Origin of the sequence: Bradyrhizobium sp. Mp27, assembly GCF_029953005.1 — a bacterium.
Taxonomy (GTDB): Bacteria; Pseudomonadota; Alphaproteobacteria; order Rhizobiales; family Xanthobacteraceae; genus Bradyrhizobium; species Bradyrhizobium barranii.
In genome coordinates this window covers 1-18,933 of record NZ_JASAUS010000108.1, presented here as the reverse complement: position 1 = coordinate 18,933, position 18,933 = coordinate 1, and the positions used below count along the sequence as shown (strand labels likewise).

The 18,933-nt window shown below is 64.9% G+C and carries 17 protein-coding genes and 2 pseudogenes; 15 read left to right on the top strand and 4 right to left on the bottom strand.

Going from position 1 to position 18,933, the window contains the following annotated elements:
- Nucleotides 1–19: 19 nt before the first annotated feature.
- From QJT78_RS36355 to QJT78_RS36340, 4 genes and pseudogenes are all read right to left on the bottom strand, one after another.
- Nucleotides 20–2,870 (bottom strand): annotated as a pseudogene (locus QJT78_RS36355) (calcium-binding protein).
- Between the two features lie 482 nt (nucleotides 2,871–3,352).
- Complete coding sequence (locus QJT78_RS36350; protein ID WP_028147753.1) at nucleotides 3,353–3,841, bottom strand: hypothetical protein; 489 nt, start codon at nucleotides 3,839–3,841, stop codon at nucleotides 3,353–3,355.
- A 166-nt stretch (nucleotides 3,842–4,007) separates the two neighbouring features.
- Nucleotides 4,008–4,460: a DNA polymerase III subunit chi gene (locus QJT78_RS36345; RefSeq protein WP_014495779.1), complete on the bottom strand. Its 453-nt coding sequence runs from the start codon at nucleotides 4,458–4,460 to the stop codon at nucleotides 4,008–4,010.
- 6 nt (nucleotides 4,461–4,466) lie between these two features.
- The gene (locus tag QJT78_RS36340) at nucleotides 4,467–5,966 is read right to left on the bottom strand and encodes a leucyl aminopeptidase (protein WP_028147751.1); all 1,500 of its coding nucleotides are present in this window, start codon (nucleotides 5,964–5,966) and stop codon (nucleotides 4,467–4,469) included.
- Between the two features lie 341 nt (nucleotides 5,967–6,307).
- On the opposite strand from QJT78_RS36340, the gene lptF reads away from it, so the two are divergent.
- The 15 genes and pseudogenes from lptF to QJT78_RS36265 form a co-directional block, all read left to right on the top strand.
- Nucleotides 6,308–7,477, top strand: a complete 1,170-nt coding sequence (gene lptF / locus QJT78_RS36335; protein ID WP_028147750.1) for an LPS export ABC transporter permease LptF — start codon at nucleotides 6,308–6,310, stop codon at nucleotides 7,475–7,477.
- A complete protein-coding gene (lptG, locus tag QJT78_RS36330) occupies nucleotides 7,474–8,571 on the top strand; it encodes an LPS export ABC transporter permease LptG (RefSeq protein WP_028147749.1) in 1,098 nt (365 codons plus the stop codon). The genes lptF and lptG overlap by 4 nt, the downstream gene beginning before the upstream one ends.
- Entirely contained in the window at nucleotides 8,571–11,057 is a 2,487-nt protein-coding gene (locus QJT78_RS36325) for an LPS-assembly protein LptD (RefSeq protein WP_038944465.1), read from the top strand. The genes lptG and QJT78_RS36325 overlap by 1 nt, the downstream gene beginning before the upstream one ends.
- 68 nt (nucleotides 11,058–11,125) lie before the next feature.
- Nucleotides 11,126–12,061, top strand: coding sequence for a SurA N-terminal domain-containing protein (locus tag QJT78_RS36320; RefSeq protein WP_028147747.1), 936 nt, complete (start codon nucleotides 11,126–11,128; stop codon nucleotides 12,059–12,061).
- The gene (pdxA, locus tag QJT78_RS36315) at nucleotides 12,061–13,095 is read left to right on the top strand and encodes a 4-hydroxythreonine-4-phosphate dehydrogenase PdxA (RefSeq protein WP_028147746.1); all 1,035 of its coding nucleotides are present in this window, start codon (nucleotides 12,061–12,063) and stop codon (nucleotides 13,093–13,095) included. The genes QJT78_RS36320 and pdxA overlap by 1 nt, the downstream gene beginning before the upstream one ends.
- On the top strand, nucleotides 13,095–13,952 hold the full coding sequence (gene rsmA / locus QJT78_RS36310) for a 16S rRNA (adenine(1518)-N(6)/adenine(1519)-N(6))-dimethyltransferase RsmA (RefSeq protein ID WP_028147745.1): 858 nt from the start codon (nucleotides 13,095–13,097) through the stop codon (nucleotides 13,950–13,952). The genes pdxA and rsmA overlap by 1 nt, the downstream gene beginning before the upstream one ends.
- Before the next feature lie 22 nt (nucleotides 13,953–13,974).
- A complete protein-coding gene (locus QJT78_RS36305; RefSeq protein ID WP_028147744.1) occupies nucleotides 13,975–15,033 on the top strand; it encodes an alcohol dehydrogenase in 1,059 nt (352 codons plus the stop codon).
- A gap of 168 nt (nucleotides 15,034–15,201) precedes the next feature.
- On the top strand, nucleotides 15,202–15,363 hold the full coding sequence (locus QJT78_RS36300; RefSeq protein ID WP_028147743.1) for a Flp family type IVb pilin: 162 nt from the start codon (nucleotides 15,202–15,204) through the stop codon (nucleotides 15,361–15,363).
- Nucleotides 15,364–15,433: 70 nt separating this feature from the next.
- The gene (locus QJT78_RS36295) at nucleotides 15,434–15,670 is read left to right on the top strand and encodes a hypothetical protein (protein ID WP_028147742.1); all 237 of its coding nucleotides are present in this window, start codon (nucleotides 15,434–15,436) and stop codon (nucleotides 15,668–15,670) included.
- A 241-nt stretch (nucleotides 15,671–15,911) separates the two neighbouring features.
- Nucleotides 15,912–16,622: a Crp/Fnr family transcriptional regulator gene (locus QJT78_RS36290; protein ID WP_028147741.1), complete on the top strand. Its 711-nt coding sequence runs from the start codon at nucleotides 15,912–15,914 to the stop codon at nucleotides 16,620–16,622.
- Between the two features lie 48 nt (nucleotides 16,623–16,670).
- Nucleotides 16,671–16,886: a hypothetical protein gene (locus tag QJT78_RS36285; protein WP_028147740.1), complete on the top strand. Its 216-nt coding sequence runs from the start codon at nucleotides 16,671–16,673 to the stop codon at nucleotides 16,884–16,886.
- A 106-nt stretch (nucleotides 16,887–16,992) separates the two neighbouring features.
- On the top strand, nucleotides 16,993–17,184 hold the full coding sequence (locus tag QJT78_RS36280) for a hypothetical protein (RefSeq protein WP_038944466.1): 192 nt from the start codon (nucleotides 16,993–16,995) through the stop codon (nucleotides 17,182–17,184).
- Between the two features lie 36 nt (nucleotides 17,185–17,220).
- Entirely contained in the window at nucleotides 17,221–17,397 is a 177-nt protein-coding gene (locus QJT78_RS36275) for a hypothetical protein (protein WP_193375974.1), read from the top strand.
- Nucleotides 17,372–17,680, top strand: coding sequence for a hypothetical protein (locus QJT78_RS36270; protein ID WP_240537690.1), 309 nt, complete (start codon nucleotides 17,372–17,374; stop codon nucleotides 17,678–17,680). The genes QJT78_RS36275 and QJT78_RS36270 overlap by 26 nt, the downstream gene beginning before the upstream one ends.
- 213 nt (nucleotides 17,681–17,893) lie before the next feature.
- Nucleotides 17,894–18,823, top strand: a pseudogene (locus QJT78_RS36265) (caspase family protein); the annotation flags it as partial.
- Nucleotides 18,824–18,933 lie beyond the last annotated feature (110 nt).

Below are 18,933 nucleotides of genomic sequence, written 5' to 3'. Positions count from 1 at the left end.
TCCGGGCCGGAGCCTAATGTCAGGCGTGTTGCGGCGGTGCGAGGGTCTGGCTCTGTGCCGCGTGCGGATCGGGCAATGGCATCTCGCCGTGACCGTCACCTGCCGGGATAAGGTTCGCCGCCATGGCCTGGTTGAGCAGCATCGCGGCCGCCATCGCCCCGCCCCCGTTGATGACGACGTTGTTGCCGGGGCCACCGTCGAGGACGTCCTGTCCGCCGCCGCCGATCAGCACGTCGTCACCCGCGCCGCCCGCGAGCGTGTCGTTGCCGGGGCTGCCGATCAGGACGTCATCGCCATTGCCGCCATTGGCGACGAGCTGGATGCCGCCGTGCAGACCGGAGGCCGTGATGACGTCGTCGCCATCGAGGCCGTTGATCACGATCCTGTCGCCCGTGCCGGCATCGGTAATGTTGATGTCCTGGCCAAGCCCTGACACCGTAATGATGCCGTCGTGCTCGGTCACCGTGATGACGTCGCTGCCGCTGGTTCCGTTGATCGTCACCGTATCTGCGGCGCCGTCATTGGCGCCGAGGTCGAGGTTGACCTGATTCACGCCGGTCCCGGAGAGGTCGCCGACCGTGATGTTGTCGGCACCACCGAGGGCGTTGAAGTTGATATGCTCGATGCCGTTCAGGTCCATCGCGATGGCAGCAACATCGCGGGTGAACAGCACCCGGCCGCCATTGGCCGAGATGTTGATGTTCTCGTTGATGTTGGCGCCGTTGAACAGCAGCGTATCGGTGCCCTTGCCGCCTTTCGACAATGTCGCTGCCGTCGCCGGGATTCCAGACGAAGGTATCATCGCCGGCGCCGAGATTAGCAACGTCGTTGCCACGGCCGCCGTTCACGATGTCATTGCCGGCACTGCCGGTGATGGTGTCGTTGCCGTCGCCGCCGTTGATGTTGAGGCTGAACGGCTGCCCCGCCTTGATGGACGAGGCATTGATGACGTCGTTACCGCCTCCGCCGTTGACGGTCAGGACGTCACCGGCGTCGGCGTGAGCGATGGTCACCTGCGCCGCAAGGCCGTTGACAACGATCGATCCGCCGGAGGTCGTCACCGAGATGTTGTCATCGCCTGCGGTGCCGTTCACGGTCACACGATCTGCCGCACCGTCACCACTCTGGCTGCCGGGGCCGGCACTGAGGTCGATCGCCACCTGCGTGACGCCGGTGCCGGAGAGATCGTTGACGGTGATGTTGTCGGCGCCGCCGGCGGCAGCGATCTGCACATGCTCGACGCCGTTGAGATCCATCGTGATGGCACCGACGTCGCGAGTGAGAAGCGCGCGGCCGCCATTCGCCGAGATCGACATGTTCTCGGCGACGTTGGAGCCGTTGAACACCAGCGTATCCGTTCCCGCGCCACCTTCGACGGTGTCGCTACCATCACCGGGATTCCACGTGAAGAGGTCGTCGCCTGCGCCGAGAAGAGCGACGTCGTTGCCGCGGCCACCGGTGACCTTATCGTTTCCGTCGCCGCCGATCAGGGTGTCGGCACCCTGACTGCCGGTGATGGTATCGTTGCCCGCGCCGCTGTCGATGGTCAGCCCAATCGCCGCAGCAAGTAGCGATGCGTCGATGACGTCGTTGCCGCCGAGCGCCTGGATCACCAGCCGGTCGTTGGCAGCTTCCGCATTCGCGATCGTCACGACTTCGGGCAGGCCCGTCACCGTCACGGTCGTCCCGTTGGACGTGACCTCGATGTGCTGGCCGCCGTTGGTGCCGTTGACGGTCACCGTGTCGGCCGCGCCGTCGCCTTGCGTGCCGCCGGGAACGGCTCCGAGATCGACCAGCACCTGCTTGACGCCGGTCCCGGAGAGATCGCCGACGGTGATGTTGTCGGCGCCGCCGCGTGCATCGAATTCGATCTGCTCGATGCTGTTGAGGTCCATCGTGATGTTGGCGACGTCGCGGGTGAAGCGCACCCGGCCGCCATTGCCCGAGATATTGATGGCCTCGTTGATGTTGGCTCCGTTGAACAGCAGCTTGTCGTTGCCCGATCCGCCTTCGACCGTGGCGCTGCCGTCGCCGGGATTCCAGATGAAGGTGTCGTCGCCCGTCCCTAATTGCGCGATGTCGTTGCCGCGTCCGCCATTGACGATGTCGTCGCCGCTGCCGCCGATCAGGAGGTCGTTGCCGTCGCCGCCGGTGATCCTGTCGTTGCCAGCGCCGCCGTCGAGCGTCAGCGAGATCAGGCTGGCGAGCCCATTGCTTGCGGTAATGACGTCGTCGCCGCCGCCGGCGTGCAGCACGAGATTCTCCGTCGTGCCGATGTCGAGCGAAAATGGCGCGGCGCCCGTCCCGTCGAATCGCACGCGCGTGCCGTTCGCCGTGATCGTGAACGTCTCCGGGTCATTGCTTCCGTTGATCTGCGCGGTGTCGTTGCCGTCACCGCCCTCGAACAGGTTGGTGCCGCCCCCCGGATTCCAGATCATGAGGTCGTCGCCGGCTTCGCCGAACAACTGGTTGTCGCCGCTGCCGCCGTCCAGCGTGTCGTTGCCCGCGCCGCCGAACAGCAGATCGTTGCCGCCGCCGCCCTTGATCGTATCGTCGCCGGCCTGTCCAAAAAGCAAATCGGCACCGGAGCCGCCCGTGATCCTGTCATTGCCGTCGCCGCCGAAAATGTGCACCGCGGGCATCGGGCCGTTGGATTCGTTGACGGTGATCGTGTCGTCGCCGCCCTGACCGAAGACGTCGATCTCGTTGGTGTTGGCGACAGTGGGGTCGCCACCGATCGTCTTCACCTGCCCGTTATTGATGAGAATGCGGCCCGACTTGTCGCGGCTGATCACGACGCCGTTATTGGCGCTGTCGCCGAAAATGGTGAGCTGGCCCGTAACCGGGGAGAAAATAGAGGTAGTAGACATCCAAATATTCCTTCGATCGATCTAGCCCCTCCCCTCGATGCGTAGCAGTGGTGCGGATGTCTTACTTGAAGCGCTGCTTTAGACGCGCGTGATTATTCTGGAGATTTCCTCCAGTTTTCCTCCGGGCTGGTTTCGACAACGGATGCAAACGCTCTCACATCACGAATTGCCGATCACGTATAACGGCAGCGTGACTTTCGAAGGCGCGCGAATCCCACCGACACATTGATGCGCGCGCAGAAGCAACAGCTCGAAGCGACGACGCATTCGTTTTGATGAGATGGCGAATTAGATCGTTGCTCTCGTGCCCCCGGACACAGCGCAACACGATAGTGGTGCGCTGCTGAGCCGGGGCTCGTGATCGAGAGAGACTTGATCGAGAGAGACCTGGTCCCGGCTCTGCGCGGCAGCACATAGCGCGTCGAAGACGCGCGTGGACGCGCTGATGGCGCTGCAGCGCGTCCGGGACGCGAGAGTTCGCCTTACGCCGACTTCTTCTTCGGCTTCGGCTTGGTCGCCTTCGGCATGACAGGCGCTTCCGGCGTGCCCTCGATCGAGGACAGACGGCCGGACGTGAAGGTGTAGATGCCCGCGCGCGGACCGGTGCTCCAGGTCACCACGGCAACGCGCCGGCCGGCCGCATCACTGGAGAGGTTGACCGTCGAGGGCGCGCCGATGCCGCGCACCACATCGCATTCGGTGTGACCGAGCGCGACCGTGCCGCCCATGGGCGCCGGCGCCGTCGTCGAAGCATTGGCGTCAGCCGGCCCGGGGGGCGGCGTCATGCCGGGACAGGCGCCGTCGGCGCTGACCAGATCCTCGGCCGTCACGGGCTTGTCGGGGGTCAATGGCGGCGATTCGATTGAGATGCTCTTGATGAACAGGCGGCTCGGCGTGTTGAACCACTGGGCATCCTTGGACAACAGATCGGTCCCCGAGCAGCCCGCGAGCAGCGGTGCTACGGCAGCCAACGCAACTATGAGCGAGCTGGGAAGCTTTTGATGTCGCACGATAAACTAAATTCCCCGCATGAAGGACCGGCCCTAAGCGATTGTCCCAACATCACTTTGCGGCACGAAGGTGACAAAAGCCAGCATCGCCTGAAAAGTGCAAATTATCATTAATTGCGAACGACCGCTAATTCCGGCGCTGCCAACGGCCCCGTTCGTCGGCCTGCCAATAGGTGACATCAAATCCCCGCGCCTTGCAATCCGTCCAGGCGCTCCGGGCAAACGCCAGCGCGTCCGGATCGTCGCCGTTGAACAGCAGCACCATGCGCTCATAACCCTGCGCGTCCTGCGGCAGCGCGGCGTTGTCGACCAGGAAGCGGACATTGGCGCCGTTGGGATTGTCCTCCTCGATCGCCAGCACGATCGGCTGATCGGCGGCATCGTTCACCCGCCATGTTGCGTGTGGCAGGAAGGAATCGTCGCGATAGGTCCATAGATGCGCGTCGAGCGCGTCGGCGCGCTCCGGCGAGGTCGACTGCACCACGACGCGCCAGCCGCGCTCGAGCGATTTCTCGAGAAGCGGCGGCAACACGTTCTCCACCGTCATGTTTTGCAGATGGTAGAAAAGGACTTCAGTCATCTCAGATCATTTGCGCTCGTAATGGTCGGCGACCAGACGGTCGAGCAAACGGACACCGTAGCCGCTTCCCCAGCTCTGGTTGATGTCGGTCTTCGGCGCCCCCATCGCGGTGCCGGCGATGTCGAGATGCGCCCAGGGCGTGCCGTCGACGAAGCGCTGGAGGAACTGCGCCGCGGTGATCGAGCCGCCATGGCGGCCGCCGGTGTTCTTCATGTCGGCGAACTGGGAATCGATCAGCTTGTCGTATTCGGGGCCGAGCGGCATGCGCCAGACCTTCTCCCCGCTCTCGATGCCGGCCGCGAGCAGACGGTCGGCGAGCTCGTCATTGTTGGAGAACATGCCGGCATGCTCGGTGCCGAGCGCGACCATGATCGCGCCGGTCAGCGTCGCCAGATCCACCATGAATTTCGGCTTGGTCTTTTTCGCGACGTACCAGAGCACGTCGGCCAGCACGAGGCGGCCTTCGGCGTCGGTGTTGATAATCTCGATGGTCTGGCCCGACATCGAGGTGACGATGTCGCCCGGCCGCTGCGCATTGCCGTCGGGCATGTTCTCCACGAGGCCGATGGCGCCGACCACGTTGGCCTTGGCCTTACGCGCGGCGAGCGCATGCATCAGGCCGACGACGCAGGCGGCCCCGCCCATGTCGCCCTTCATGTCCTCCATGCTGCCGGCCGGCTTGATCGAAATGCCGCCGGTGTCGAAGCAGACGCCCTTGCCGACAAAGGCGACCGGCGCCTCGCCCTTCTTGCCGCCGTCCCAGCGCATGATCACGGTGCGGCTCGGCCGCGCCGAGCCCTGGCCGACGCCGAGCAGCGCGCCCATGCCGAGCTTGTCCATCGCCTTGACGTCGAGCACCTCGACCTTGACGCCGAGCTTGCGGAGCTGACTGGCGCGGCGTGCGAACTCCTCGGGGAAGAGCACGTTCGGCGGCTCGTTGACGAGGTCGCGCGCGATGATCACGCCGTCGACGACATGGCCGGCCGAAGCAAACGCCTTCTTCGCCGCGGTGGCATCGCCCACCGCAAGAGAGACGTCGGCGCGCAAGCCGCTCTCCTCGCCGTCTTTCTTTTTCGTCTTGTAGCGATCGAACTTGTAGGCGCGCAGCCGCAGGCCCGAGGCGATCGCAACCGCCTGCTCGCTGGTCATCGCGCCATCGGGGAGTTCCGCGATGATGGTCATGGCTGCGGCCGCGGCCGAAAGCTTGCTCGCCGCCACGCCGCCGAATTTGAGGAAGTCGTTCGCCTTCAGGCTCGCCGCCTTGCCGGCGCCGATCACGACCAGGCGGGTGGCCTTCAGCCCCTCCGGTGCCAGGACGTCCAGCGCGGCGCCGCTTTTGCCCTTGAAGCCGGCGGCGGAGGCCGCCCGCTTGACCAGCTCGGTGGCACCGCCGAGTGCCTTGGCCGTCGCCGGACCGAGCTTCAAAGTGTCGTCGCAGAACACGCCCAGGATGCCACGGGCGGCAGCGGACAGCGGAACAAAGCCGACCTTGATGGCATCGGACATGGGTAACTCCTTCAAAACATCGGGTTTTTCGTCGCTGGGCGGACCCGGCCACGGGCCGGAGCTGAACGACGATTCACTGGACTTTCCCCACTATGGGCCACCGGCCCGGCAGCTGCCAAGCACCCCCGTGGCCGCCGGGCCACAACGAGGGAAATATTAACCATATATTGACGGCGCCACGGGGCAGCCATTTTGTTGATGGATCAAAGGGATGGTAGTGAGAGATTAAGCCGGTGGAAGAGGTGGTTGGCCGACCTTGGGGATCTCCTGATCGGGGATTGGTTGGGCAGCCGGACTTCCGGTCTGCATTGGGGCGCTGGTGGGGATTCGTGCGGTAGCGCATGGGGTCAATCGATAGGTATATCTTCCGCACGACGCTGGCGTCGTTTGCGCTGGTCCTGGTCAGCCTCACCGGCGTGATCTGGATTACGCAGGCGTTGCGCGGCATCGATCTGATGACGAGTCAGGGTCAGACCATCCTGACCTTCCTCGGCATCACCAGCCTCGTCGTGCCGGCACTGGTCCTGATCATCTCGCCGATCGCGCTGATGATCGCGATCTCGCACACGCTGAACAAGCTCGCGACCGATTCCGAGATCATCGTGATGAATGCCGCCGGCTTCTCGCCGTTCCGGCTGTTCTATCCGTTCTTTTACGCCACCTGCGTCGTGGCGCTGCTGGTCGCCTTCATCGCCGCCTATCTCGCCCCCGATGGCATGCGGCGGATCAAGCAGTGGGACGCCGAGATCACGGCCGACGTGCTCACCAACATCCTCCAGCCCGGCCGCTTCGCCCAGCTCGACAAGAACCTGACGATCCGGATCCGCGAACGCCAGCCCGGCGGCATCCTCGCCGGGATCTTCATCGACGATCGCCGCGATCCCAACGAGCGCGTCTCGATCGTCGCCGAGCATGGCGAGGTCGTGAAGAACGACAACGGCTCTTTCCTGGTGCTCAAGGACGGCAATCTCCAGCGCTTCGAGGCCGGCAAGCGCGATCCCGCGCTGGTGGCGTTCGGCCGCTACGGCTTCGACATGTCGAAGTTCTCGGGCCAGGGTCACGACGTCACCCTCGGCATCCGCGAGCGCTATCTCTGGGAGCTGTTCTCCCCGTCCGAGGACGATCCGGTCTACAAGCAGATTCCCGGCCAGTTCCGCTCGGCTCTGCACGACAGCCTGCTGGCGCCGATCTATCCCTTCGCCTTTGCCGTGCTGACCTTCGCCTTCCTCGGCGCGCCGCGCACCACGCGCCAGAGCCGCAACTTCTCGATCGGCGGCTCCGTGATCGCCGTGTTCGGCCTGCGCATGGCGGGATTCGCCTGCTCGGTGATGGCGGTGAAATCGCCGGGCCCGGTGCTGTTCCAATACGCGATGGTCCTGGGCGCCATCGGCGTCGGGCTGTGGATGATCATCGGCGGCATCGTGGTCGAGCCGCCGCCCCGCCTCATGGAGGCCATCAACAGGTCGAACGCGCGTATCGCGCGGCTGTTCGGACGGCCGGCCGCCGCATGAGCATGCTCACCAACACACTCGGGCGTTATTTCGCCGGACGCTTCGTCGTCGCGGCGCTCGGCGTGTTCGCGGGCATCTTCCTGCTGCTGGTGCTGGTCGACTACATCGAGATGGTGCGCAAGACCTCAGGGCTCGCATCCGCCTCCGCGATCATGGTGGCCGAGACCTCGCTGTTCCGGGTCCCGCAATTGCTGGAGAAGCTGACGCCGTTCTGCATGCTGATCGGCGCCATGACCTGCTATCTCGCCCTCTCCCGCCGGCTCGAGCTCGTGGTCGCGCGCGCCGCCGGCATCTCCGCATGGCAATTCATCTCGCCGGCTCTCGGCAGCGCGCTCCTGATCGGGGTGATCGCCACCGTCGCCTACAATCCGATGTCGGCGAACCTACGCGAGCTGTCCAAGCGCATGGAAGCCGAGCTGTTCGGCTCGGCCCCCGGCGGCGGCGTCCAGGACGCCTCCGGCTTCTGGCTCAACCAGGTCACCAATGACGGTCAGGTCATCATCAATGCGGCGCGCAGCGAGCAGCAGGGCGTCCGGCTGACCGGCCTGACCCTGTTCCGATTCGATACGGACTGGCATTTCAAGGAGCGGATCGAAGCGCGCGAGGCGGCGCTGGAGTCCGGTCACTGGCTGTTCAAATCGGTGCGCCGCTTCTCGCTGGATTCGCCGCCGATCGACCAGGCGACGTTGGAGATTCCGACGACGCTGACCGAAGCCCAGATCCGCAACAGCTTTTCCACACCCGAGACTGTGTCTTTTTGGCAACTACCGAGCTACATCCGCTCGTCCGAGAGCTCGGGCTTCGCGACAGCCGGCTATCGACTCCAGTATCACAAGCTCTTGGCACAGCCGTTTTTGCTGGCCGCCATGGTGATGCTGGCGGCTTCCGTGTCGTTGCGTTTCTTCCGGATGGGCGGCGTGCAGAAGATGGTTTTGAGTGGCGTGGGCGCAGGCTTTCTGCTCTACGTTTTGTCGAAAGTGACTGAAGACTTGAGCAAGGCTGAGTTGATGCATCCGATCGCTGCGGCGTGGTTGCCCGCGGTGGTGGGCGGCCTCACCGGCTTTTTGGCCTTGTTGTATCAGGAGGACGGTTAGTGACTGCCGTCCATCGAGGGCTCGTGTCTCGTTTGACGCGGCGTACCGTGGTGCGCGCGAGCGGATGTGGCTTGTCCATTCGCAGGCTCCTGCTGGCCGTCGCCGCCGTGGCGTCGCTCGGCGGGCTGATCGACATTGCCACCGTGACGCCGGCCTCCGCTCAGAGCTTCACCTACAATCCGCTGCCGCCGCGTCCGAAGCCGCCGAGGGTCGCCAACGACAACCAGATGCTGGTTCAGGCGACCGAGGTCGACTACGACTACAACAATTCGCGCGTCTCCGCGGTCGGTAACGTCCAGCTGTTCTACAACGGCACCAGCGTCGAGGCCGACAAGGTCATCTACGACCAGAAGACCAAGCGGCTGCATGCCGAAGGCAACGTCCGCATGACGGATGCCGACGGCAAGATCACCTATGCCGAGATCCTGGATCTCTCCGACGACTACCGCGACGGTTTCGTCGATTCGCTGCGCGTGGACACTGCCGACCAGACCCGCATGGCCGCGAGCCGCGCCGACCGCTCCAGCGGCAACTACACGGTGTTCGAGAACGGCGTCTACACGGCCTGCGCGCCGTGTAAGGACGATCCGAAGAAGCCGCCGCTGTGGCAGGTCAAGGGTGCGCGCATCATCCACGACCAGCAGGAGAAGATGCTGTATTTCGAGACGGCACAGCTCGAATTCTTCGGCGTGCCGATCGCCTACATGCCCTATTTCTCGACGCCCGACCCGACCGTGAAGCGCAAGACCGGCTTCCTGATGCCGGGCTTCACGTCGAACACGCCGTTCGGCTACGGCGTCGAAGTTCCGTTCTACTGGGCGATCGCGCCCGATATGGACATGACCTTCAGCCCGCGCATCACCTCCAGGCAGGGCGTGCTGTTCCAGGCCGAGTACCGCCAGCGCCTGATGGACGGCGCCTACCAGGTCCGAGTCTACGGCATCGACCAACTCGACCCCGGCGCACTCGCCGGCCAGCCCGGCGACCGCCAGTTCCGCGGCGCCGTCGACACCAAGGGTCAGTTCGCGCTGAACGACAAGTGGGTCTGGGGCTGGGACGGCGTCGTCATGTCCGACTACTACTTCTTCTCGGACTACCGCCTGTCGCAATACCGCGATCCACTGGGCTCGTTCCTGTATCTGCCGACCGACGCATTGTCGCAGCTCTATCTGACCGGCGTCGGCAATCGCAGCTTCTTCGATGCGCGCACGATGTACTGGCTGAGCTACTCGGGCAACCAGAGCCAGGTGCCGATCGTCTATCCCGTGATCGCCTATTCGAACGTGCTCAACTACCCGGTGTTCGGCGGCGAGTTCAGCTACAAGACCAACTTCACGAACCTGTCGCGTGACACGGCGGTGTTCGATCCGATCACCACGCTCGCCAATACCGCCAGCCTGTGCACGACGACGTCGGCCGATCCGCTCGCGCGCACGCCGTCGCAGTGCTTGCTGCGCGGCGTCCCCGGCACCTACACCCGCCTCACGGCGGAAGCGCAGTGGCGCAAGTCCTTCACCGACCCGTTCGGCGAGATCTGGACGCCGTTCGCCATCCTCCGCGCCGACGCGGTCAACGCCTCGATCTCCAACCAGCCGGGCGTGTCGAACTACCTGCCGGTCGGCGACACCCAGGCGTTCCGCCTGATGCCGACCGTCGGCCTCGAATACCGCTATCCCTTCATCAACGTTCAGCCCTGGGGCTCGACCACCATCGAGCCGATCGCGCAGGTCATCATCCGGCCGAACGAGACCTATGCCGGCAGGTTCCCGAACGAGGACGCCCAGAGCATGGTGTTCGACACCTCGAACCTGTTCAGCGTCGACAAGTTCTCCGGTTACGACCGTGTCGAGGGCGGCGGCCGCGCCAATGTCGGCGTGCAGTCCACCACGCAGTTCGACAAGGGCGGCGCCGTCAAGGTGCTGTTCGGCCAGTCCTACCAGCTGTTCGGCCTGAACTCCTACACGGTCCAGGACACCATCAACACGGGCCTCGATTCCGGCCTCGACAAGCCGCGCTCGGATTACGTGGCGAGCGCCAGCTACTCGCCCAACAGCACCTACACGTTCAGCGTCCGCTCCCGCATGGACGAGGAGACCTGGAACGTGCAGCGCTTCGAGGCGGAAGGCCGCGCCAACTTCAATCGCTGGTCGGTCAGCATGATGTACGGCAATTACGCCGCGCAGCCGGAGCTCGGCTATCTGACGCGCCGCGAGGGCATCCTGACCTCGGGCTCGATCAAGGTCGCGGCCAATTGGGTGGTGACCGGCTCGGCGCGCTGGGACCTCGAGGCCAACAAGCTCAACCAGTATGTGCTCGGAGCGGGCTATGTCGACGATTGCTTCGTGCTCGGCGTGAACTATGTAACTTCGTATAGTTACTCTGCGGGCACGGCGCCGCCCGTGCTGAACCACGCGTTCATGTTCCAGATCGGCCTGCGCACGCTGGCGACCTCGACCGGGTCCAGCTCGTCCGCCGGCTACCAATGAACCGTCTGAAATGACGGCCGGGCTCTCCCGATCGCGAGCTCATCCCGGCTGACATGCGAGCGATAATCATGACGACCCAATTGCCTGTTTTTCGCCTCCTCCTCGCCATCGGTGCCGGGCTGATCCTGACCGGCCTGCCCGCGCCGTCGCGCGCGCAGAACATCGTCGTGATGGTCAACGGCGATCCGATCACCGATTTCGACATCGAGCAGCGCTCCAAGCTCGACCAGCTGACGACGCAGAAGACCCCGAGCCGGCAGGATGTCATCAACGCGCTGATCGACGACAAGGTGAAGCTCAAGGAAGGCAAGAAGTACGGCGTCGACCCCGGCATCTCCGACATCAACCAGTCCTACGAGGCCATGGCCCAGCGCATGCGCATCTCGCCGGAGCAGCTCACCAAGTCGCTCGAGGTCAAGGGCGTCCGTCCCGAGACGTTGAAGGGCCGCATGAAGTCCGAGATGGTCTGGACCAGCCTCGTGCGCGGCCGCTTCAAGGAAAAGCTGATGGTCGGCGAGCGCGACGTCGCGCAGGCCGTACAGGCCCAGACCGGCGACAAGCTCCAGATCGAGGGCACCGAGTACAAGATGCAGCCGATCGTGCTGATCGTGCCGCGCGGCTCGTCCCAGGCGTTCCTGGAGACGCGGCAGAAGGAAGCCGAGAGCTATCGCTCGCGCGTCGGAAGCTGCGAGGAAGCCAATTCGCTGTTCCGCTCGACGCCGAACGCCACCATCCGCGACACCGTCACCAAGACCACCGCGGACCTGCCCGAGGCGCTTCGCAAGGTGCTCGACGACACCCAGATCGGCCACATGACCGCGCCGGAGATCACCAAGGCGGGCATCGAGATGGTCGTGCTGTGCTCGCGCAAGCCGACCACGATCGACACGCCGAAAAAGCGCGAGGTCCGCGAGAAGATGTATTCGGAGAAATACGAGAAGACCCAGAAGGCCTATCTCGATGATCTCCGCAAGGCGGCGATGATTGAATATCGCAACCGCTGATGGCCAACTTCGCCTTAGAACCTTCCATCAAGCCTTCGAAGCCCCTCGCCCTGACCCTGGGAGAGCCCGCCGGCATCGGCCCCGACATCACGATCGCAGCCTGGCTCAGACGCCGCGAACTGAACCTGCCCGCCTTCTATCTGCTCGGCGACGAGGCCTTCGTCGCCCGCCGCGCCAAGGCCCTCGGCGCCGATATCCGGATTGCCTCGGTAGGCGCCGGCGAGGCCGTAGCCGCCTTCCCCGAGGCCCTGCCCGTGGTCGCAACGGGTGAGAGCGCGACAGCCGAGCCCGGCAAGCCCGATGACGCGAGCGCACCGGCCGCGCTCGCCTCGATTCGGCAGGCGGTCACCGATGTCCGTGAGGGCCGCGCCGGCGCCGTCGTCACCAACCCGATCGCCAAGAGCGTGCTCTACCGCTCAGGCTTCAGCCATCCCGGCCACACCGAATACCTCGCCGAGCTTGCCGCAGAGAACGGCCGCGTGCCGCAGCCGGTGATGATGCTGTGGTCGCCGCGGCTCGCCGTGGTGCCCGTGACCATCCACATCTCCTTGCGCGATGCGCTGGCCCAGCTCACCAGCGAGCTCATTATCTCGACCGTCCGCATCGTCGCGACCGAGCTGAAATCCCGCTTCGGCATCGAAAGGCCGCGCATCGCGATCTCCGGCCTCAACCCGCATGCCGGAGAGGACGGCTCGCTCGGCCACGAGGAGCAGACCGTGATTGCGCCAGCGCTCAAAGTTCTGCGCAAGGACGGCATCGAGGCCCGGGGCCCGCTGCCCGCCGACACCATGTTCCACGAGGCGGCGCGCGCGACCTATGACTGCGCCGTCTGCATGTACCACGACCAGGCGCTGATCCCGATCAAGACGGTCGCCTTCGACGACGCGGTCAATGTCACGCTCGGCCTGCCCTTCATCCGCACCTCGCCCGATCACGGCACCGCCTTCGACATCGCCGGCACGGCCAAGGCCAATCCGGCAAGCCTGATCGCTGCGCTCAAGCTCGCAAGCCGCATGGCGGCTGCGCAAAGCTGATGAGTGCGATCGACGACCTCCCGCCGCTTCGCGAGGTCATTCGCCAGCACGCACTGTCGGCGCGCAAATCGCTGGGGCAGAACTTCCTGCTCGACCTTAATCTCACCGCGCGCATCGCGCGTGCCGCCGCGCCGCTCGAGGACTCCACCATCGTCGAGATCGGTCCCGGCCCGGGCGGGTTGACGCGCGCGTTGTTCGCGCTCGGCGCCAAACGCGTCATCGCCATCGAGCATGACGAGCGCGCGATTCCTGCCTTGCAGGATATTTCCGCGCGCTACCCTGATAGGCTCGAGATCGTGCATGGCGATGCCATGACCTTCGACCCGCGTCCGCTGCTCAATGGCGAAAGAGCCAAGATCGTCGCGAACCTGCCTTACAACATCGCGACCCAGCTGCTGATCGGCTGGCTCACCACCGACCCCTGGCCGCCCTGGTACGACATGATGGTCCTGATGTTCCAGCGCGAGGTCGGCGAGCGCATCGTCGCGCACGAGGACGAGGAGGCCTATGGCCGTCTCGGCGTGCTCGCCAACTGGCGCTGCGAGACGAAGATCCTGTTCGACATTTCGCCGTCGGCCTTCGTGCCGCCGCCCAAGGTCACCTCCTCCGTCGTGCGGCTGGTGCCGCGCGCAGAGCCTCTGCCTTGCGATCGCAAGCTGCTCGAACAGGTCGCGGCCGCCGCTTTCGGGCAGCGCCGAAAAATGCTGCGGCAAAGCCTGAAATCACTTCAAGCGGATCCCGCTCGCCTTGCCGCGGCCGCAGGTGTCGATGCGACGCGCCGTGCCGAGACCATTCCGATATCAGGCTTTGTTGCCATGGCACGTGAATTGGCGGATATACGAAAGCAAGCTGGATAACAGGAATTTCGGAGGAAGGAATATGGCGTTGATGCGTCGGCAGTCCCTGGTCAAGTTCGATGCGCCCTTGTGCGAGACCATCGTCGACACGCCGAAGCCGAAAGGCGCCGAGGTGCTGGTGCGCATCGAACGCTGCGGCCTCTGCCATTCCGACCTGCACATCCAGGACGGCTATGCCGATCTCGGCGGCGGCAAGAAGCTCGACACCACGCGCGGCATGACGCTGCCGTTCACGCTCGGCCACGAGATCGCGGGCGTGGTCGACGAAGTCGGCCCTGACGTGCCGGCGAACCTTGTCGGAGCGAAGAAGGCGGTGTTTCCGTGGGTCGGCTGCGGCCAGTGCCGCGACTGCGCCAATGGCGACGAGAACCTTTGCGCGAAGCAGCGCTTCCTCGGCGTCTCGATCGACGGCGGCTTTGCCACCCACGTGCTGGTGCCCGACGCGAAGTACCTGCTCGACTACGATCCCCTGCCCGTCAACCAGGCCGCGACGCTGATGTGCTCCGGCGTGACCGCCTATGGCGCGCTCAAGCGCCTGGTCGACCGTCCGCGCCAGCGCAATCTGCTGCTGATCGGGCTGGGCGGCGTCGGCATGATGGGCCTGTCGTTTGCGCAGGCGATGTTCAAGCAGCCGATCACGGTGGCCGATCTCTCGCCGGCCGCACGCGAGACCGCGCTGAAGAACGGCGCAGCCGTCGCCTACGATCCGTCCGAGCCCGACGTGATCAAGCGCATCCTGAAGGAAACCGAGGGCGGCTTCGACGAGGTGGTCGATTTCGCCGGCAATGAGAAGTCGATGGCCTTTGCCGTGGCGGTCGCCGCGCGCGGCGGCAAGGTCGTCGTGTCCGGCCTGATGGGCGGCCAGTTCACCCTGCCGATGGTGCAATGGGTCTACAAGCGCCTGACCGTCGAAGGCTTCATGGTCGGCACGCTCACCGAAGCCCAGGAGCTGATGGCGCTCGCCCGCGCCGGCAAGATCAAGCCGACGCCGATGCGCGAGGAGCCGATGGGCGACGTCCAGAAATGGATCGACGAGTTGCGCGCCGGCAAGGTCGTCGGCCGCGTCGTGCTGAAGAACTGACGCGCAGGAAAATCCAGGCAGGCTTGGCGGCGGGATGAGGTCTCGCCGCCGCGCTTTCCTCCGCCGAATTAACCCGGAATTGACGCAAGCCCCGGTTCCAAATAGGGGAACCGGCACGTCGCGAACTAAAGTCCTCGCCAGCTTTCTCTTTGGAATTCTGGTGAGGCCATGCAGACCATCCGCCGCTTCCTGGCCGATGAAACCGGCGCCACTGCGATCGAATACGGCCTGATCGCAGCCGGCATCGCGCTCGCGATCATCGCCGTGGTCAACAATCTCGGCTCGTCGTTGAAGTTGAAGTTCGGCTCGATCAGCACCTCGCTGAAGTAGCGCGAAACCTGCGCGCGCTGAAGCCACGTCGCCGCGCGGAACGGCAGCGACCACACCGCGTTGGCAGCGCATGTCCATTCGTTGCACCGTCGAAAGCGCATTCTTCATCGCCTGGAGCTTCCTGGAGCAGAGCGGCGAGCTCGGACCTCCGGACGAGACCGCGAACACCATTCTGGATACCATCGAAGCGCAGCTCCGCACCGGTGAGCGGCGGCAGTTGATGCTCGCCAACAAGGCGATCGGTGCCTACCGCAAGCAGGTGGCCCAAAGCCGCCTCCTGGCCGAACGCCAGATCCGTCTCGGATAAGAGCCCGCGGCGCCCCACAAGCGCTGGCTCATTTGGAAATTCCGTAGTTCTCCGGATGAGAACAAAGTTCGCAGCGTGTCCTGCGGGCAACGCCTGATGGCGCGACGCCTCGCTGCTGCGAACTTTTCGGTTTCCCGCAAACACTTGTGTTCACTTTGGAACTGTCGGTTCCTGCGCGGAAACGTAGGGTTTTTCCAGAGACGCCGATTCCCGGCCAACGAAGTGCCCAGAGACAAGAAGCGTGACCGGCCGGCCCAGGAACGATCTGCTGCGAAGGCTCAGCGCCCAGGATTTCGAGCTGCTCGCTCCGCACCTGCAATCGGTCGAGGTCGCCGCGAACCACGTTCTGCATCACGCCGGCGACGGCATCTCCGTCGTCCACTTCCCCTGCGGCCCTGCGTTCGTGTCGTTCGCGGTGCCGGTTGAGGATGACCGCGAGGTCGAAAGTCTCCTGGTGGGCCGCGAGGGCGGGGTCGGTCTTTCCGCAGGCCGCAGCCCGTCGCCGGGCTTTTCCCGTGTCGTCGTGAAGGTCGGCGGCACGTTGGTCCGCCTGCCGCTGCGCGCGCTCGAGCAGGCGCAGCAGCGATCGCCCAGCATGCATGAGATCTTTTCGCGCTACGCAGCCTGCCAGTTCGCGCAGCTGCTCCAGACCGCGGCCTGCAACGCGGCGCATTCGATCGAGCAACGCGCGGCGAAATGGATCATCGCGGCCCGAGAGCATATCGGCAGCGACGAAATCCGCCTCACCCACGAGCAGCTCGCCGGCATGCTCGGCGTCTCCCGCAGCTATGCCAGCCGCGTCATCCAGACGTTCAAGGCCAGGCGCATCCTCGCGACCCGCCGCGGCGCCATCCTGATTCTCGATGCGCCGGCACTCGAGACAAGCGCCTGCACCTGCAACGGCGCGGTGAAGAAGCACTTTCGCGAAGTGCTGGGACGCGCGGCGGGCTAGAACGATCCGCGCAGCCGGAACATATTCGCGTGGCCCGCATTGCCCGACATGGCGCGGTACTTCTTTCATTTCGAGGGCCAGCAACCTCACACCGACACGACCGGTGAAACGCTCCTCGACGACGATGCCGCCTGGCGCGAAACCGTCCGCCTCTCCCGCGACGTCGAGCATGCGCTGCGCCCCGGCGACAGCTGGACGCTCAGCGTGTTTGACGGAAGCGAGCCTGTCTTCGTGCTTGCAATGGTGACACGGCGATTTCGCTGACAGCCCTTCCCGCCGCCTCCGCACCGATCACATCAGACCGCCAGTTGGAACGCCGCGAATGTCCCGCGCGTTGCCATCCCGTGAGGCAACGACGGAGTCAAAGCCCATGACAAAGCCGCTGACGAAAACGGTCAAGCCTGTGCCCAAGGAGAACCAGAGTCACAAGGGTCCCGGCAGCGCGCCGTCAATTCCGCTCGACACCACCAGGGGCCATCGCGACGACGAGAGGCAGAACATTCGCGAGCAGGCCGAGCACGGCAACATCACCCAGAACACCACGAACAGGCGCATGGGATAGTCAGGACCAGGGGGATCGAAGAGAGGAGACACGAACTTGGTCAATCTCGGCAAATGGTACGATCCGATATCCGAGCGCTGGATCGCACCACGTGAATCACGACTGGAGGAAAAACCCTCTCATGCAAGCGAGAACCACGTCCTTGAGCTGCAGCGGACCATCGAAGTCCAGCGCATCTGGCGCGCACTTGTCGATTGCTGCGCCCGCGACTGATGGTCTTGCGCGCACGCCGCGGCGGATCGACCCGCCGCCGGCCGCGCCGTTGTATCCCCGCATGAACGATCCCGCATCACCCGCAGGGCCCGTCGCAACCGCGATGCGCTATCTGTCGACCATCGTCGGCTGCGCCTGCCTGCTGCTGGCCGCGATCTGCATCGCCATCGCCTGCCAGGTCTTCATCCAGACCGGCGTGTTCGCGCAGTCCTACGCGATGGTGGGACTCATCGGCACTGCGCTGGGGTGTCTGACGCTGACGCTGGCGCGGGTGTGGAAGTAGGCTTTCGCCACCCTCGCACCTGCGCGTATCAAAACACCGATCCATCCCACGCGGCCCAGGGGACGTGGATGCCCGGAAGAAGCCCTGGGGCATGACGGCCTGTAACGCTCCCATGCGATTGCCCCGCACAGAATGTCGCACCGCTTTTCGCCGGGGCGCCGGGCTGGTAGATTGGCGTCATTGCCTTGAAGAGTTTTCGCTTTGGGGGTTTTCATGTGCGCGAGGATTTTCAATCGCGTCGTGGGGCTGGCGGCGCTGGCCGCAGCCCTGCTTGTCGCCGGAGCGGCGCCGGCCTCGGCCGAGAAGCGCATTGCGCTAGTCGTCGGCAACTCCGCCTACAAGAACATCACACCACTCGACAACCCGTCCAAGGACGCGAGCCTGATGGCGGAGACGCTTGGCGCGCTCGGCTTCACGCTGGTCGGCGGGCGCGCCCAGCTCGACCTCGACAAGAGCGCAATGGACATCGCCGTGCAGAGCTTTGGCCGGCAGGTCCAGGGTGCCGACGTCGCGCTGTTCTATTATGCCGGTCACGGCGTGCAGGTCGCCGGCTCCAACTATCTCGTGCCTGTCGGCGCCAATCCGACGCGCGAGGCCGATGTCGATTTCCAGATGACCGACGTCAACCTCGTGCTGAGGCAGATGCAGGGATCGGGCACGCGCCTCAACCTCGTGATCCTCGACGCCTGCCGCAACAACCCGTTTGGCTCGCGCGGCCTGCGATCCTCCGACGGCGGCCTTGCGCAGATGCGCGCGCCGGAGGGCACGCTGATCTCCTACGCGACGCAGCCCGGCAACGTCGCGCAGGACGGCAGCGACGGCCACAGCCCCTATACCAAGGCGCTGGCGGCGACGGTCCGGACCGCGGGCCTCGACGTGTTCCAGAACTTCAACCAGGTCGGCCTCGCCGTGAAGCGCGCCACATCAGGCGCGCAGCAGCCCTGGGTGTCGTCCTCGCCGATCGACGGCACCTTCTATTTCGTGCCGCCGACGCAGAGCCCGCCGCCGCAGGTCGCGGCAATGCAGCCCGATCCGCTGCCGGCGGATCGGCTGCGCGCCGATCCCGATCGCGTGCCGCTGCGCGACGCCGCGCTACTGAGCGAATTGAGCGAGCGGCTCTACGAGCTCAATTTCGATCCTGACCCCCGCGGGTCACTTCAAATTCCTCCGGGTGTGGTCAGTCAAATTCCTCCACCCGCGAGGCAGGACAAGGGACTGTTAGTTTGAGTTTGTTTCCCGGGCAAGAGCTTCAG

Excerpts from the sequence above, each read along its gene's own strand:
- lptF (WP_028147750.1), top strand. The coding sequence starts at position 6,308 with ATGGGGTCAATCGATAGGTATATCTTCCGCACGACGCTGGCGTCGTTT.
- rsmA (WP_028147745.1), top strand. The coding sequence starts at position 13,095 with ATGAGTGCGATCGACGACCTCCCGCCGCTTCGCGAGGTCATTCGCCAG.
- lptG (WP_028147749.1), top strand. The coding sequence starts at position 7,474 with ATGAGCATGCTCACCAACACACTCGGGCGTTATTTCGCCGGACGCTTC.
- QJT78_RS36295 (WP_028147742.1), top strand. The coding sequence starts at position 15,434 with ATGTCCATTCGTTGCACCGTCGAAAGCGCATTCTTCATCGCCTGGAGC.
- QJT78_RS36285 (WP_028147740.1), top strand. The coding sequence starts at position 16,671 with ATGGCGCGGTACTTCTTTCATTTCGAGGGCCAGCAACCTCACACCGAC.
- pdxA (WP_028147746.1), top strand. The coding sequence starts at position 12,061 with ATGGCCAACTTCGCCTTAGAACCTTCCATCAAGCCTTCGAAGCCCCTC.
- QJT78_RS36320 (WP_028147747.1), top strand. The coding sequence starts at position 11,126 with ATGACGACCCAATTGCCTGTTTTTCGCCTCCTCCTCGCCATCGGTGCC.
- QJT78_RS36280 (WP_038944466.1), top strand. The coding sequence starts at position 16,993 with ATGACAAAGCCGCTGACGAAAACGGTCAAGCCTGTGCCCAAGGAGAAC.
- QJT78_RS36345 (WP_014495779.1), bottom strand. The coding sequence starts at position 4,460 with ATGACTGAAGTCCTTTTCTACCATCTGCAAAACATGACGGTGGAGAAC.
- QJT78_RS36340 (WP_028147751.1), bottom strand. The coding sequence starts at position 5,966 with ATGTCCGATGCCATCAAGGTCGGCTTTGTTCCGCTGTCCGCTGCCGCC.
- QJT78_RS36305 (WP_028147744.1), top strand. The coding sequence starts at position 13,975 with ATGGCGTTGATGCGTCGGCAGTCCCTGGTCAAGTTCGATGCGCCCTTG.
- QJT78_RS36300 (WP_028147743.1), top strand. The coding sequence starts at position 15,202 with ATGCAGACCATCCGCCGCTTCCTGGCCGATGAAACCGGCGCCACTGCG.